Below are 14,057 nucleotides of genomic sequence, written 5' to 3' on the forward strand. Positions count from 1 at the left end.
GTTGTAGCGCCGAGCCCATGCTCGGCTGCAGATTGAAATACCGGGCATGGGCTCGGTGCTACACAACACCGCCTGCAGCCGTCACCATGGCGGCCCACTTTCTTTCCAGGATGGTTGCAGTGCTGAGTACGATCGGTTTGTTGATGGGCCTGTATGTGGCCTGGCGCCTGTTCTGGCCACAGCGCATGCCCACTTGGCTGAAGGTCGTGCTGTCGCTGCTGCTGGTGGGCGTAGCCGTGCAGCTGCGTATCGTCGCCACCTTCTGGGGCACCATGGCGTCGCCGGAAATTCCGAAACTGGCCATCGCCACGCTGGCCACCGGCTCCACGGCGGTGTTGCTGTTGGCGTTGCTGATGCTGGCGATGGATGTGGGCCTGCTCGCGTCCCGCCTGCTGCGCTGGCCACGTGCGGTAGCCGCATTGCGCACGCGGCGCTTGCGGCCGGCGGCCGGCGTGCTGGCCCTGCTGGTCAGTGGTTATGGTGTCAGTCAGGGCATGGCAGTGCCCCAGCCCCGGCAGATCGAGGTGAGCGTTGCCGGGCTGCCAGCGGCGTTCGACGGCTATCGCGTGCTGCAGCTGACCGACATCCATGCCAGCCGCCTGCTGACCGGCGACTGGGTGCGCAGGGTGGTGGATGAGAGCAACGCATTGGCGCCGGATCTGATCGTGATCACCGGCGATCTGATCGACGGCAGTGTCGAGGCCCGTCGTGACGACGCGCGTCCTCTGGCCGATCTGCGGGCGCCGGACGGTGTCGTCGCCATTACCGGCAACCACGAGTATTACGCGCAGTACCAGGCATGGATGCAGGCGTTCCGCGCGCTGCACATGCAGGTGCTGGAGAACAGCCACCTGCAGGTACGACGCGGTGATGCAGCGCTGACCATTGCCGGGGTCACCGATCCGGTGGCCGCACGCTACGGCCTGCCGCTGCCGGATCTGGACGCCGCCTTGGCCGGCGCCGATCCCTCTGCGCCGGTGATCCTGCTTGACCACCGCCCGCGCAACGCGCGAGAGGCGGCGGCGCGCGGCGTGAAGCTGCAATTGTCCGGGCACACTCACGGTGGGCAGATCATCGGCATGGACCAACTGGTGAAGCGGGCCAATGGTGGCTTCGTCTCCGGCCGCTACGACGTGGACGGGATGACCCTTTACGTGAGCAATGGTGCGGGTCTCTGGGCCGGTTTCCCGGCACGCATCGGCGTGCCGTCGGAGATCACCCTGGTGACATTGCGCCGCGCGCCGTGACCTGAAGTGGGGCAGATCCCTTTCCGCAGGGGATTCGATGCCGATCGTGCTGGGATCCCTCTGTAGAGCCGAGCCCATGCTCGGCTGAACCAGAGGCAGCCGAGCATGGGCTCGGCTCTACAAGTAACCGCCTCCTTGAGAACTCCGCAGCGGTGGCCGCGCACGCGCGCTTCGGCGCAGTGACTGCGCCCGCTTGGCGATCCAGCGCACCACGAAGGCGGTGAACAGCAGCGCCGACGGCACCGCATACCAGAAGTTGCCCGTCACGCGCTTGAAGTACGAGTAGGTGAACACCGCCGCGATGATCCACATGCCGGACAGGTGCAGGCGACGCCAAGCAGTGGGGCCCATGCGGCGGGCGATCCCCCGATGCGAGGTGATGGCTAGCGCCAGGATGGCGATGTAGCCCACCGTGCCCGGAAGATTGGCCAGCGCGGATCGTGCTGGCCAGAACGCCGGGTTGAGGATGCCGAAACTGGTGATGGCGATGGCATGCAGCAGGTGCGAGAACGCGAAGGACAAACCGACGGTGCGCCGTTCGCGCAGCAGGAACCGGGTGAACGGGCCGGGCAGAAGACTGGCGAACGACGATGCGGTGAACGCCGCCAGGAACAGCAGGAACGATGTGCGTGCAGTGATCCGGATCGCCGCACGGCTGCCTTCGGCTGCATCGGGATACAGGGCGAAGGCCGCCAGCGCGAATGCGATCAGGACCACGGCGATGGCCACGAACAGGCGCCAGCCGTGCAGGAAGGAAGTGTTGGAAGCAGCCATGGTGAGACCTCGAAGCAGGAATGGGGAGCACCGGCCGCTGGCCGGCCAATGAGTAGGTAGTGCCGGCCGCTGGCCGGCACCCTCAACAATCGTTCGGCACAACCAGCACGCCCGCCGCGCACAGCTCGCCCAGAACGGGCACGCAGGCCACGCGCAATGCGTCCGTTGCCACGTCATGTGTTTCGGACAGCACCTGCAGTGCCTCTTCCACAGGCGCGCCGTCGTCACCGAAGGCTGATAGCAGCGCGTAGGCCAGCGGTGACAGTTGCTCGACCTGCAGGCTGAAATCGGCGCGGCGCTGGATCACCAGCAGCGTGGGCGCTGCGCCCAACGCCGGCTCCAGGGCCTCGTCCTCATGCACCGGCCACTGGTAGCCCAGCACCCGCACCAGCGGCGAAACCGCCAGCACATCGCTGCCTTCGGGAACGCGGTGCAGGGACCGCCCGGCGTCACGTGCTTCAATGTGCAGCGACTGCTGCGAGCTCTCGTAGTGCGCCAGTTCCGCTGTCCAGGCCGGGAGTGCCAGCGTGTCCTGTACTGCCAGCCAGGTCGCGAACTCGCCGGCGATCTGTGGGAACAACGGGGTCTGGCAGGCGTGGCGGGCGTAGTAGTGCTCCACCGTGTCGCGCCAGCGTGGCGTGCCCAACTGCTGTTGCAGGCGCGGCAGGCTGCCGGCCAGCAGGGTGTCCAGGCTGTCGATGCACAGGCGGCGGTATACCGCCAGCCTGCCCGCCTCGACGCCGTCGGGTGCGGCCATTGCTGGGTCCCGCACATGATCGGCCCAGCGCCGTTGCAGGGTAGCCAGCGACTCAGCCATGGGCCACCTCGGGTGAACGTGCCTCGACCTGCGCTTGGCGGATCTGTGCAACCTCGGTCAGCAACTCCGCCAGCGGCGGAAAGTTGAAGTCGCGTTCGAGCAGCGTCGGGCGCACGCCGACCCGCGCATAGGCCTCGCGCAACAGCGCCCAGACCACGCCTTTCACCGGGGCACCGTGGGTATCGATCTTGAAGCCATCGTCTTCATCGAAATGGCCGGCCACATGCAGCGAGGCGACACGGTGGGACGGCACGCAGGCCAGGAATTCGAAGGCGTCGTAACCGTTGTTGCAGGCGTTGACGAAGACGTTGTTGACGTCCAGCAGCAGGTCGCAGTCGGCTTCGGCGAGCACGGCGTTGATGAAGTCGATCTCGCTCATGTCCGCGCCGGCAACGGCATAGTAGGAGATGTTCTCCACGGCGATGCGCCGGCCCAGCATGTCCTGCACCTGGGCGATGCGACTGGCGACATGGTGTACGGCTTCGGCGGTGAACGGCAGCGGCAGCAGGTCGTAGACATGTCCGCCGGCGGCGCAGTAGCTCAGGTGTTCGCTGTACAGCTGCACCTGGTGCAGGTCGAGGAAGGCACGGGTCTGTGCCAGCAGGGTGCGGTCCAGCGGATCAGGACCTCCCAGCGACAGCGACAGGCCGTGGCAGGTCAGGGGGTGGCGCTCGCTGAGCTGGCGCAGCGCGGCGCCGTGTGCACCGCCGACGCCGATCCAGTTGTCAGGAGAGACTTCGAGGAAGTCGATGGCACCGGCCGGCATTGCCAGCAGTTCGTCGATCAGGCCACGGCGCAGGCCAAGGCCGGCGGCATTGAAGGGCAGGGACATGGCGGATGCTCCAGAGAGAGGGCGCCGCCTTGAAGGCAGCGCCGGTTGGACGTCGATCAATCGGCAACGCGGGAGAACAGGCCCTTCGGCATCGGCTTGCCGTTGGCGGTGTAGACGCTGCGCAGGTAGTCGTGCGCTTCCTGTTCGCTGATGTAACCGTCGTGGTCGGTGTCGATGCGGTCGAACTCGGCGGCACGCTTGGCGGCCACCGCGTTGAACTCGGCACGCGAGACCTTGCCGTCGTGGTCACGGTCGGTGCGGGCAAACGAGGCATCGCCGCACTTGCCTTCGCCACACTGGCCTTCGGCCACCTTGGCCTTGCCGGCGGGCTTGCCGGTGGTGGCCTTGTTGGCCCCGCACTTGCCTTCGCCGCACTTGCCTTCGGCGGCGGCGCTCATGGCGACGGCGCTGATCGCCAGCGGTTGGATCGCTGCGGCCTGGCCGGCCAGCAGCAGGCCACCGGCCAGGGCGATGCCGATGGCACCAATGCGCGGCAGGCGGGAGGAGGGGGTGTTCTTGGTCGAGACGGACATGGTAGTGACTCCTTGGGGATGGCACGCCAGGCGTGCGGGATGGACGTCGCCTGAAGGCGACGGAAACGAAAGGAGGAAGCGCGGGAAGGGGCGAAGCAGGTCAGGCGGTGCGACGACGGCGCAGCGCGTAGCCCAGCAGCAGCACGCCACCAAGCAGGGCGCCGCCGAAGCCGATGCCGGGCAACAGCGCGGCAACCGGCAGCAACAGGGCGATCAGGCTGACGCCCCAGCCCAGGCCGTCATCGCCGACGGGGGCATGCTGTGGGCCGACCAGCAGCCGGTCCACGCTGAGCGCGCCACCGCCGTTGAGGATCAATGGCAGCAGCATGGCCAGGAACAGCAGCGGCAGCTTGAAGTTGCCGTAGCCCTGGTCGGTGATCGCATAGCCCTGCCAGAGTTCACCCAGGCCGCTCCACTGGTCGGGCCAGTGCACGGCGGCGATGGCGACCACCGTCAACACCCAGAAGACGTAGGCCACCGAGCGCGTGGCCAGGCCGAGCAGCAGCATCACCGCACCCACCAGTTCCAGCCAGGTGGCCAGCTGCCAGTTCAACGATGCGGGCAGGGTGGAGAACGGGAACGGGAAGCGACCTTCCAGCTCGGCGAACCAGTTCTGGCCGCCCAGCTTCTCGCGGCCGGACTCAAAGAACTCCCAGGCCAGCAGCGTGCGAAGCGCCAATGGCGAGAGCCAGCGGCCGACGGCGTCCAGGCGGGGGGTATACACGGAAGAGGCAGTGCTGATCATGGTGGTTTCCTGCGGGCCAGTGGTCGATGGAGGCCATTCCAGGCGGCGCAGGTATCGGCAACGTGTGCCGTTGCCCGGGGTTTTGTCAGCGACTGTGGCCGCAGCCGGGGTTTCGTACAGTCGGATACAAAGACGATGCGTGGATGCACATCGATGCGTTGCGCGCACGCGTGCGTGGAACGGTATCCACCCAGTAGCGCCCGGCCAGGCCGGCGCCAGAATGTATCCCACTGTAGAAACCCGCCTGCGCCCTACAGTCCGTTACAACTCCGCGCCGCGAAGAAACAGCGCCGATACACCGGCAGGCGGAAATGACCACTCCCAACACCGGAGTGTCACCCGTGATCCGTATCTCCTCGCTTGCCGCCGCTCTCGCCCTGGCCGGAGCTGCCGCCCCGGCCTTCGCCACCCAGGCCGATACCGCTGCACCGCCCACCGTCATCCTGGTGCACGGTGCCTTCGCCGACGGCTCCAGCTGGAGCAAGGTCATCACCACGCTGCACGACTGGAAGCTGCCGGCGGTGGCGGTGCAGAACCCGCTCACGTCGTTGGCCGACGATGTGGCCGCCACCCGCCGCGCGATTGCCGCCGCGCCCGGCAAGGTGGTGCTGGTCGGCCACAGCTGGGGTGGCACGGTCATCACCGAAGCGGGCAATGACCCGAAGGTGCAGGCGCTGGTGTACGTGGCGGCCTTCGCACCGGATGCAGGGCAGTCTTCGGCGCAACAGGGCGAAGGCTTCCCGGTCGGGCCGGGCCTGGCCCGGCTGCAGGAGAGGGATGGCTACCTGACGTTGCCGGCCGATGCCATCGCCCAGGACTTCGCGCCGGACGTAATGAAAAAGTCGGCAGCACTGCTGTACAGCACGCAGGTCCCGTTGAAGGCCAGCGCGCTGGGCGAGGTGGTGAACATGGCGGCCTGGCGCAGCAAGCCGAGCTGGTACGTGCTCAGCCGTGATGACCGCATGCTGTCGCCACAGCTGCAGGCCGCGACCGCACGTCGCATCGGTGCACAGCTGCAATCGATCGGGAGCAGCCATGTGTCGCTGCTTTCGCATCCGGCGCAGGTAGCCGACAGCATCCTGGAGGCGGCAGGGGTGAAGCCCGCTGAACTGCCGTTGGCCGAGCAGGGGGGCTGAACGATGACCGCACTGCGAGGGTACGCACTGCCGTTGCTGCTGGGCCTGCTGGGCGGAGCAGCGTTGTTGCTGGCCTGGCCCAACCCGGAGGCCGATGCGCAGCCGGCACAGGCCCTTCCCGCTGCCGGGTTCGACGGTGGCGGGCCCTGGCACAACAGCCCACCGCTCACACTGAAGCAGTTGCGGGGGCAGGTGGTGCTGGTCGAGTTCTGGACCTATACCTGCAGCAACTGCCTCAACGTGGCGCCGTATGTCCACCAGTGGAATGCCAGGTACGCGTCGCAGGGCCTGAAGGTGATCGGCGTGCATACGCCGGAGTTCGCCCATGAAGGGCTGCCCGGCAACGTGCGCAGGGCCATCGCACGGTTGGACATCACCTGGCCGGTGGTGCAGGACAACCAGTACCGGATCTGGAACGCCTGGGGCAACCGCTTCTGGCCCGCACTGTACCTGCTCGACCGGCAGGGGCGGGTGGTCTACCGCCATTACGGCGAGGGCGACTACGCACGTACCGAAAGCGAGATCCAGCGCCTGCTGGCCAGCCCTTGAGCCGCGCTACCATGGCCGCGCAGCGCGGCCCTGACCTCCGTCTTCATCGAGAACGCAATGAACCATGTACCGCACATCCTGGTCGTCGACGATGACAGCGAGATCCGCCAGATGCTGGCCGACTACCTGCTGCGCAACGGTTTGCGTGTCAGCCAGGTCGACGGTGGCCGGGCCATGCGCGCGCTGATGGATACCCATGCGGTGGATCTGGTGGTGCTGGACGTGATGATGCCAGGCGAGGACGGCCTGAGCCTGTGCCGCAACCTGCGCGCCGGCAAGCATCGTGCGGTGCCGGTCGTGCTGCTGACCGCCCGCGATGACGAAACCGATCGCATCATCGGCCTGGAAATGGGCGCTGACGACTACGTGACCAAGCCCTTTTCTTCGCGCGAGCTGCTGGCACGCATCAATGCGGTGATCCGTCGCACGCAGATGCTGCCGCCGAACCTGCAGGTGAGCGAGGCCGGGCGCCAGCTCGCCTTCGGCGAGTGGCGCCTGGATACCACCGCGCGCCACTTGCTGGACGCACAGGGGACCGCGTATCCGCTCAGCGGCGCCGAGTTCCGCCTGTTGCGCGTGTTCCTCGACCACGCCAATCGGGTGCTCAGCCGCGACCAGCTGCTCAGCCTCACCCAGGGCCGCGATGCCGAACTGTTCGATCGCTCGATTGACCTGCTGGTCAGCCGCGTGCGCCAGCGACTGGGTGACGACGCGCGCGAGCCGACTTACATCAAGACCGTGCGCAGCGAAGGCTATGTGTTCAGCGTGCCGGTGCAGTTGCTGGGGCCGGACGAATGAGCACCGGGGCACGCCGTCCACGCTGGCCGCGCACGCTGTCGGCGCGGCTGCTGCTGGTCCTGCTGGGCGGACTCACCCTGGCCCACGCGCTGTCCTTCGGCTTGCTCTTTTTCGAACGCTACCAGTCCACCCGCAGCATGATGCTGCGCAACCTCGACGAGGATGTGGCGGTGAGTGTCGCACTGCTGGAGCACCTGCCCGCAGACCAGCGCGATGCCTGGGTACCACGGTTGGAACGACGCACTTACCGCTACCTGTTGCGTCCAGCCGCGCCCGGGCCGGGGCTGCAGACCGATCGTGCGCGCCAGGTCACGGCGATCATCGACGACAGCCTGCGGCACCGCTATCGGTTGCAGGCGCGCCAGGTGGCTCGCCTGCCGGAGCGGTTCGAGGTGGAACTGCGCCTGCACGACGGCACACCCTTGACCATTGAAGTCACCCCGTCGGGGCTGCCGCTGGCACGTTGGCTGCCCGCCGTGCTGCTGGTGCAGCTGGCGCTGCTGCTGGTGTGCGCGTGGCTGGCCGTGCGTCTGGCCCTGCGCCCGCTGCAGCAGCTGTCGCATGCGGTGGAGCATCTGCAGCCGGGCAAGGACGGGCCTGCACTGCCTGAAGATGGCCCTGCGGAAGTAAGCGGCGCGGCGGCCGCACTCAATGCACTGCAGGCACGCATTCGTGGCCATGTCAGTGAACGCCTGCAGATCCTGGCCGCGATCTCGCATGACCTGCAGACCCCCATCACGCGCATGAAGCTTCGGGTGGAGACCCTGCCGGAAGACGCTACCCAGCAGCGCCTGCTGAATGATCTCGATCACCTCGGGCAACTGGTGCGCGAGGGCGTCGCCTATGCGCGCAGCAGCCACGTCGCCGCTGGCGCGCCGGTGTCGATGGACCTGGGCGCGTTCCTGGCCAGTGTGGTCGGCGACTACGAGGACATGGGCAAGCCGGTCACTGGCGGTGCGCCCGCTGGGCTGGTCGTACAGACCTGGCCGCAGCCGCTGCGCCGGGTGGTCGGCAATCTGGTCGACAACGCATTGCGCTACGCCGGCGCCGCCGAGATCGAGGCGGGCCGCGATGAGGCCGGAAGGGTGTGGATCAGCATTTCCGACCGTGGCCCCGGCATTCCCGAGGACCAGCTGCAGGCAGTGCTGGCGCCGTTCCACCGGCTGGAAAGCTCGCGCAACCGCGATACCGGAGGGACCGGCCTGGGACTGGCCATCGCGGTGCAGCTGGCGCAGTCGCTGGGCGGCTCGCTGCGCTTGCACAACCGCGAGGGTGGCGGGCTGCGGGCGGAGCTGCAGCTGCCGGGCTGAGTTGCCCGGCCTTGTGTTCCAGCAAGGATGCTTCTGCTTCGGCCTTGGCGGTGAGCGCTTCAGTGGTCATGAAACCCAGTGCATGCACGCAGCCGACAGCCGATGACCGGCATTTCACCCGGTCCATGCCACGCTGCGCGGAACCTGCCCAACCGGGATAGAGGCTGTTGAAGGCGAATACGCAATGACCGCGGCGCGGCAGCGCTCGATGTGGGTGGCCGGCCTGTCCACGGTGGTGGAGTGGTACGACTTTACCCTGTACCTGTACTTCGCCACGGTGCTGTCGCGGGTGTTCTTCGGCGGTGGCGAGCAGGCGTTGCTGGTCACCTTGGCCGGATTCGCGGTGTCCTACCTGATGCGTCCGCTGGGCGCGCTGTGCTTTGGTCACCTGGGTGACCGGCTCGGCCGACGCTGGATGTTGCTCGCGTCGATGGCGTTGATGGCAGCGGCAATGCTGGCCACTGCGCTGCTGCCGACCGCGGCCACCGCAGGCGCCACGGCCGGCGTGCTGCTGCTGGTGCTGCGCTGCGTGATGGCGTTCTCGGTGGGCGGCGAATATACCGGCGTGGTGGCGTACCTGCTGGAAAGCGCACCGGCGCGCCGACGCGGCCTGGTTACGTCATTGGCCTCGGCCGCCAGCGAAGTGGGCGCCCTGCTGGCGGTGGCGATCTCTGCACTTACCGTCGCGCTGCTGCCCACACCGCAGCTGGACAGCTGGGGCTGGCGGATTCCGTTCCTCGTCGGCGCTGCGCTTGCGCTGGTGATCCTGATTGCGCGTTCGGGCATGCACGAGTCGCCGGAGTTCGAGCGCCAGCGCCGCGAAGGCAGCATTCCCGCCACACCACTGCGGCATGTGCTGCAGCATCATCCGTTGGCGGTGGCGCGCACGTTCGCGATTTCGGCGCTGGGATCGATCACTTACTACGTGGGCATCACCTATGTGCCTGCATTCCTGCACGCGCAGGGCCACGATGAGGGTGACGCACTGTGGCTGTCGACGATCGCGGCGGTGGCAGTGATCGCGATCACGCCCCTGTGTGGCGCATTGTCGGACCGCATCGGACGACGTCCGGTGTTGTTGGGCCTGACCGTGCTGGCAGCGCTGCTGCCGCTGTCCCTGTTTGCGTGGATGGCACAGGCAACGGCGCTGGGCATCGTGCTGGCGGCGGTGCTGCTGGCCTGCGTGGCCGGCGGTGTAAGCGCGGTGGCGGCCCCGGCCACGGCTGAGCAGTTCCCAGGCGAAGGCCGGGTCAGCGGCCTGGCACTGGGAGTAACAATGGCCACTGCCTTCTTCGGCGGGGCAACGCCATGGCTGGCGCAATGGTGGGTGGAGCGCAGCGGCTGGGCGGCGGCGCCGGGCGCGATGATCGCGCTGGTGGCGGTGCTGGTGCTGCCGGTGCTGTGGACCCTGCCCGAGACGGTCCCGGGCAGGGCCAGACGCTAGCCGGTCAGACCTTCAGGGTCTGCTCGATGTCGGCCAGTACCGCGGCCGCATCCACACCGATGGCGATCGACTGCACCACGTGGCCGTCCCACACGCTGGGGCCGAATGCCAGGCCTTCCGGCTTGGGAATGGTCATGCCGCGGGCGACGCCGTCGGTGGCCACGCGCACGCTGGCGCGCTCGAACTGGAACAGTTCCGGGCGGGTCAGCGCGATGCACGCGCAGCAGTCATGCACGACCATGCCCTTGTGGCCGGCCTGCAGGTAGAAGTCCACGTAATCCTGCGACAGCGCACGGACCAGCTCGGCGTCGGCACCGCCGATGGTGGCCAGCTTATCCAGGCCGTCACGGTCCATTTCCACGCGGGTGGTCACGTCCAGGCCGATCGCGGTGACTGGCCAGCTGGCGGTGAACACCACGTCGGCGGCTTCGGCATCGCCCCAGATATTGGCCTCGGCGGCCGGGGTGATGTTGCCGTTGACGTGGAAGGCGCCGCCCATGATCACCACGCCGCGTACCAGGCCGGCGATGTCCGGGGCCTGCTGCAGGGCCAGGGCCAGGTTGGTCATGCGGCCGACCGCGACCAGGGTCACTTCGCCCGGATGGGCGCGGACCAGATCGATGATCAGCTGATGGGCCGGGCGGGCATCGGCGGCCACGTCCAGGCTGGCCGGCACCGGGTGGTTGCCCAGGCCGTTGTGGCCGTGGATGTGCACCGGCCACGCTTCCGGGGTGGCTTCCGGCTGCAGCGGGCCGTCGGCACCGCGCGCGACCGGGGCGGCGAAGCCCCAGGCCTGCTTCAGGTACAGCGCGTTGTGCGTGGTCGACTCCACCGAGGCATTGCCGAAGGTGGTGGTGACACCGATCAGGTCGATCTGGGCGTGCTTGTGCAGGTACAGCAGGGCCAGGGCGTCGTCGACGCCCGGGTCGGTATCGAAAATGACTTTCAGCATGTTGTTGTTCTTCTTCTTCCGTGTGGTGCGAGGGGCGCCGGCGGCCAGGGGCAGGCCGGCACACCCCCACATTGTCCCATCTTCATGACAGGCAGGGCCATTGCCGGGGTGGCAGGCCATAATGCTCCCAGTCCAGGCATGGTGTCGCCGAATGCTGATCGTTGCCCTTCTGCTGGTCCTGCTGGTGCTGGGCTTGAACGTGGTGGCTACCGTGGTGATCGGCAGGCGTGATGGGCTGTCGACGGGCGGTCGGACGGTGCAGTTGCTGATGGTCTGGCTGCTTCCCCTGGTCGGCGCCATCCTGTGCATGGCGGTGGCTACGGCCGATGGCTCCGGGATCCGGGGCGACAACAGTTTCGGCGGTGGCTACGATCATCCGGGCGGCCAATCCGGCGACAGCTACAGCCATCACAGCCACAGCAGCTCCGACTGCGCCAGCGACGGTGGCAGCGGTGACGGCGGCAGCTGCGGCGATTGAGGTCTCTGTAGCGTCGAGCCATGCTCGACTGCTCTTCGCTTCAACGCCGCCGTGCCTGAGCAAGAAAGCAGTCGAGCATGGCTCGACGCTACAGAACATCGGTTGGCTGCGGCCGGTAGTGGCGGCCGCGGGGCGGCCCCCCCCACCCCCCCCCCCCCCCCCGTGGGGGGGCCCCCCCCCCCCCCCCCCCCCCCCCCCCGGGGCCCCCCCGCCCCCCCCCCCCCCCCTGGCTGAGCAGATGGCGCTCCATGGTGCGTTCGGCAGCCTGCGCATCGCGGCGGCGGAAGCACTCCATCAACTCGCGGTGTTCGGCCAGCGACTGCGCCGTGCGGCCCGGGGTCAGCAGCTGGCGGCCGCGATGCATCTTCAGGATGCGGTGCAGGTCGTGGGTGATGCGGATCAGCCACGGATTGCCCGCGTAATGCTGCACGGTTTCGTGGATCAGGTAGTTGTTGCGGTAGTACTCGGCAATGTTGCCCTCGGCCGCCGCCGCTTCCATCGCCGCATGCAGGGCCTCCAGTTGTTGCACGCCGGCATCGTCGATGTGCTTCACCGCCTCATGCGCGCAACGGCCTTCCAGCATGGCCATTACCGGGAACAGCTGGTTGAGGTCTTCCAGCGTCAGCCGGGTGACCCGGCTGCCACGACCTGCGTCGATCTGTACCAGGCCTTCGGCGGCCAGCAGCTTCAACGCCTCGCGCAGCGGCGTGCGGCTGATGCCCAGTTCTTCGCACAGCGCGGGCTCGTCGATCCACTCGCCCGGCGGCAGCCGGTAGTCGTAGATGCGCTCGCGCACGTGGTCGGCCACCTCTTCATACAGAGGTGCGCGCTTCTTCGGTGACCGCGGGGCAGGGGCAATGGCCATGGAGGAAGTGTACCGCCAGGTAGTGCCGGCCGCTGGGTGGCAACCCATGATCGCTGGATGGCTTCATGGGATTGCCGGCCAGCGGCCGGCACTACCGTTGGGTGGTTACATCCAGCCCGGCACCACGAATACCAGCCAGGCCAGCAGTGGTCCAAGCGCCACCACCAGTCCGCTGTAGACCAGGAAGCGGCGGAACAGGGTCTCGCGTTCCTCCTTGGCTGCCGAGGCCACCACCAGTGCGCCATTGGTGGAGAACGGGCTGACATCGACGATGGTGGACGACACCGCCAGCGCGCAGATCACGCCGGCGGCGCTGAGGTGACCCTGCATCAGGAACGGCACCGCCAGCGGAATCGTGGCGCCCAGCACTGCGGCCGACGAGGCGAATGCGGAGACGATGCCGCCGACGTAGCAGACCAGCAGCGCGCCGAGCAGCGGAATGCCGATGTCGGACACGCCATTGCCGATGAAGTCCACCGCGCCGGCATGTTCCAGCACGCCGATGTAGGTCACCACGCCACAGATCAGCAGCACGGTGGACCAGCTGATGCCATCGACCGCGCCCTTCTGGCTTTGTGGCGACAGCAGCGCCAGCGCCACCGCGACGGTGATCGAGACCAGGCCGACGTTGAGGTTGTAGATCAGCGCGGCCACGCCCAGGCCGAGCAGGCCGATCAGGGTGAACAACCGTTCGCGGGTCAGGCCCACCGCATCCAGTGCCGCCGGATCATTGCTGAGCGTGCCGCCGCCTGCTGCGACCAGCGCGCCATGGCCTTCGATCGCGAACTGGCGCGACGACGCCTGCGGACCACCGGCCATCGCCAGTTCGGCATTGCCGATCGTTCCTGCCGCGGTGATCGAGCCGCGATGCAGCAGGGCGATGCCACCGAAGGCGAAGAAGCAGATCGTCGCCATCATGAAGTTGAAGCCCAGGCTGGTCAGGAACACTGCCATCTCGGTCACTTCCAGCCCAGCCTTCTGCACCACGCCGTTGGTGATGCTGCCGTACACGCTGATGGGCGAGAAGCCGCCGGCCTGCGCACCATGGATGACCAACAGGCCCATCATCAGCGGGTTGATGTTGTACTGCTTGGCAAAGCGCAGCGCGACCGGGCCGATGATCGCGACCGCCGCCGGGCCCAGCGCACCGAACGCGGTGAGCACCGCGGTGATCACGAACATCACCCACGGAATGGCCACGATATGGCCACGCACCACTTTCACCGCCCAGTGCACCAGCAGGTCGATGGTGCCGTTCTTCTGCGCGATGGCGAACAGGTAGGTGATGCCGACCAGGGTCAGGAACAGATCGCCGGGAAAGCCGGCCAAAACCTCCTTGCCGCCCATGTCGACCCACAGCCCGCCGATGATGAAGGCCAGCGCAAAGGCGACCGCGCCCATGTTGATCGGCATCGCCGTGGCGACGATGAACATGATCACCAGGCCGATGATCGTTGCGATTTGTGGACTCATGCGCCCTCCCAGACACGTGGCTCACGTACAGCGCGGATGGAGACCCGCCATCCCGGGTTAAGGCGACGTACTGCGTGATGCGTGATACGTACTGCTGGAACCCG

Annotated in this window: 14 protein-coding genes and 1 pseudogene; 7 read left to right on the forward strand and 8 right to left on the reverse strand. The window is 67.6% G+C overall.

Features of this window, described 5'->3' with window-relative positions:
• Positions 1-110: 110 nt before the first annotated feature.
• The gene (locus ROV93_RS14050) at positions 111-1,247 is read left to right on the forward strand and encodes a metallophosphoesterase (RefSeq protein WP_072168663.1); all 1,137 of its coding nucleotides are present in this window, start codon (positions 111-113) and stop codon (positions 1,245-1,247) included.
• A 117-nt stretch (positions 1,248-1,364) separates the two neighbouring features.
• On the opposite strand, the gene ROV93_RS14055 is transcribed toward ROV93_RS14050, so the two are convergent.
• From ROV93_RS14055 to ROV93_RS14075, 5 genes are all read right to left on the reverse strand, one after another.
• Positions 1,365-2,021 (reverse strand): ferric reductase-like transmembrane domain-containing protein, encoded by a 657-nt coding sequence (locus ROV93_RS14055; RefSeq protein ID WP_072168664.1) that lies wholly within the window; start codon positions 2,019-2,021, stop codon positions 1,365-1,367.
• Between the two features lie 82 nt (positions 2,022-2,103).
• Positions 2,104-2,838: a putative DNA-binding domain-containing protein gene (locus tag ROV93_RS14060; protein ID WP_072168665.1), complete on the reverse strand. Its 735-nt coding sequence runs from the start codon at positions 2,836-2,838 to the stop codon at positions 2,104-2,106.
• The gene (locus ROV93_RS14065) at positions 2,831-3,670 is read right to left on the reverse strand and encodes a DUF692 domain-containing protein (protein WP_072168666.1); all 840 of its coding nucleotides are present in this window, start codon (positions 3,668-3,670) and stop codon (positions 2,831-2,833) included. Before ROV93_RS14065 ends, ROV93_RS14060 begins: the two co-directional genes overlap by 8 nt.
• A gap of 56 nt (positions 3,671-3,726) precedes the next feature.
• Positions 3,727-4,203: an EF-hand domain-containing protein gene (locus ROV93_RS14070; protein ID WP_069139051.1), complete on the reverse strand. Its 477-nt coding sequence runs from the start codon at positions 4,201-4,203 to the stop codon at positions 3,727-3,729.
• A 100-nt stretch (positions 4,204-4,303) separates the two neighbouring features.
• Entirely contained in the window at positions 4,304-4,948 is a 645-nt protein-coding gene (locus tag ROV93_RS14075; RefSeq protein WP_072168667.1) for a DoxX family protein, read from the reverse strand.
• A 341-nt stretch (positions 4,949-5,289) separates the two neighbouring features.
• On the opposite strand from ROV93_RS14075, the gene ROV93_RS14080 reads away from it, so the two are divergent.
• From ROV93_RS14080 to ROV93_RS14100, 5 genes are all read left to right on the forward strand, one after another.
• Positions 5,290-6,084, forward strand: a complete 795-nt coding sequence (locus ROV93_RS14080; protein ID WP_072168668.1) for an alpha/beta hydrolase — start codon at positions 5,290-5,292, stop codon at positions 6,082-6,084.
• 3 nt (positions 6,085-6,087) lie between these two features.
• Positions 6,088-6,633: a redoxin family protein gene (locus ROV93_RS14085; RefSeq protein ID WP_072168669.1), complete on the forward strand. Its 546-nt coding sequence runs from the start codon at positions 6,088-6,090 to the stop codon at positions 6,631-6,633.
• Positions 6,634-6,690: 57 nt separating this feature from the next.
• Positions 6,691-7,431: a response regulator gene (locus ROV93_RS14090; protein ID WP_072168670.1), complete on the forward strand. Its 741-nt coding sequence runs from the start codon at positions 6,691-6,693 to the stop codon at positions 7,429-7,431.
• Positions 7,428-8,741 carry a HAMP domain-containing sensor histidine kinase gene (locus ROV93_RS14095; RefSeq protein WP_072168671.1) on the forward strand — a complete coding sequence of 438 codons (1,314 nt, stop codon included), beginning with the start codon at positions 7,428-7,430 and terminating at the stop codon, positions 8,739-8,741. The genes ROV93_RS14090 and ROV93_RS14095 overlap by 4 nt, the downstream gene beginning before the upstream one ends.
• A 184-nt stretch (positions 8,742-8,925) precedes the next feature.
• Positions 8,926-10,185, forward strand: a complete 1,260-nt coding sequence (locus tag ROV93_RS14100) for an MFS transporter (protein ID WP_088496746.1) — start codon at positions 8,926-8,928, stop codon at positions 10,183-10,185.
• A 4-nt stretch (positions 10,186-10,189) separates the two neighbouring features.
• On the opposite strand, the gene ROV93_RS14105 is transcribed toward ROV93_RS14100, so the two are convergent.
• Positions 10,190-11,137, reverse strand: coding sequence for a nucleoside hydrolase (locus tag ROV93_RS14105; protein ID WP_005415667.1), 948 nt, complete (start codon positions 11,135-11,137; stop codon positions 10,190-10,192).
• Between the two features lie 151 nt (positions 11,138-11,288).
• On the opposite strand from ROV93_RS14105, the gene ROV93_RS14110 reads away from it, so the two are divergent.
• Positions 11,289-11,615: a hypothetical protein gene (locus ROV93_RS14110; RefSeq protein WP_072168673.1), complete on the forward strand. Its 327-nt coding sequence runs from the start codon at positions 11,289-11,291 to the stop codon at positions 11,613-11,615.
• A gap of 223 nt (positions 11,616-11,838) precedes the next feature.
• Here the strand turns inward: ROV93_RS14110 and ROV93_RS14115 are convergent.
• Positions 11,839-12,480 (reverse strand): annotated as a pseudogene (locus ROV93_RS14115) (GntR family transcriptional regulator); the annotation flags it as partial.
• Between the two features lie 105 nt (positions 12,481-12,585).
• Positions 12,586-13,953 carry an SLC13 family permease gene (locus ROV93_RS14120; RefSeq protein ID WP_072168675.1) on the reverse strand — a complete coding sequence of 456 codons (1,368 nt, stop codon included), beginning with the start codon at positions 13,951-13,953 and terminating at the stop codon, positions 12,586-12,588.
• Between the last annotated feature and the right edge of the window lie 104 nt (positions 13,954-14,057).

Origin of the sequence: Stenotrophomonas maltophilia group sp. msm4, assembly GCF_032025605.1 — a bacterium.
Taxonomy (GTDB): Bacteria; Pseudomonadota; Gammaproteobacteria; order Xanthomonadales; family Xanthomonadaceae; genus Stenotrophomonas; species Stenotrophomonas sepilia.

Coding starts and splice junctions, on each gene's coding strand:
- ROV93_RS14090 (WP_072168670.1), top strand. CDS start 6,691: ATGAACCATGTACCGCACATCCTGGTCGTCGACGATGACAGCGAGATC.
- ROV93_RS14085 (WP_072168669.1), top strand. CDS start 6,088: ATGACCGCACTGCGAGGGTACGCACTGCCGTTGCTGCTGGGCCTGCTG.
- ROV93_RS14065 (WP_072168666.1), bottom strand. CDS start 3,670: ATGTCCCTGCCCTTCAATGCCGCCGGCCTTGGCCTGCGCCGTGGCCTG.
- ROV93_RS14075 (WP_072168667.1), bottom strand. CDS start 4,948: ATGATCAGCACTGCCTCTTCCGTGTATACCCCCCGCCTGGACGCCGTC.
- ROV93_RS14095 (WP_072168671.1), top strand. CDS start 7,428: ATGAGCACCGGGGCACGCCGTCCACGCTGGCCGCGCACGCTGTCGGCG.
- ROV93_RS14050 (WP_072168663.1), top strand. CDS start 111: ATGGTTGCAGTGCTGAGTACGATCGGTTTGTTGATGGGCCTGTATGTG.
- ROV93_RS14055 (WP_072168664.1), bottom strand. CDS start 2,021: ATGGCTGCTTCCAACACTTCCTTCCTGCACGGCTGGCGCCTGTTCGTG.
- ROV93_RS14110 (WP_072168673.1), top strand. CDS start 11,289: ATGCTGATCGTTGCCCTTCTGCTGGTCCTGCTGGTGCTGGGCTTGAAC.
- ROV93_RS14070 (WP_069139051.1), bottom strand. CDS start 4,203: ATGTCCGTCTCGACCAAGAACACCCCCTCCTCCCGCCTGCCGCGCATT.
- ROV93_RS14100 (WP_088496746.1), top strand. CDS start 8,926: ATGACCGCGGCGCGGCAGCGCTCGATGTGGGTGGCCGGCCTGTCCACG.
- ROV93_RS14060 (WP_072168665.1), bottom strand. CDS start 2,838: ATGGCTGAGTCGCTGGCTACCCTGCAACGGCGCTGGGCCGATCATGTG.
- ROV93_RS14105 (WP_005415667.1), bottom strand. CDS start 11,137: ATGCTGAAAGTCATTTTCGATACCGACCCGGGCGTCGACGACGCCCTG.
- ROV93_RS14120 (WP_072168675.1), bottom strand. CDS start 13,953: ATGAGTCCACAAATCGCAACGATCATCGGCCTGGTGATCATGTTCATC.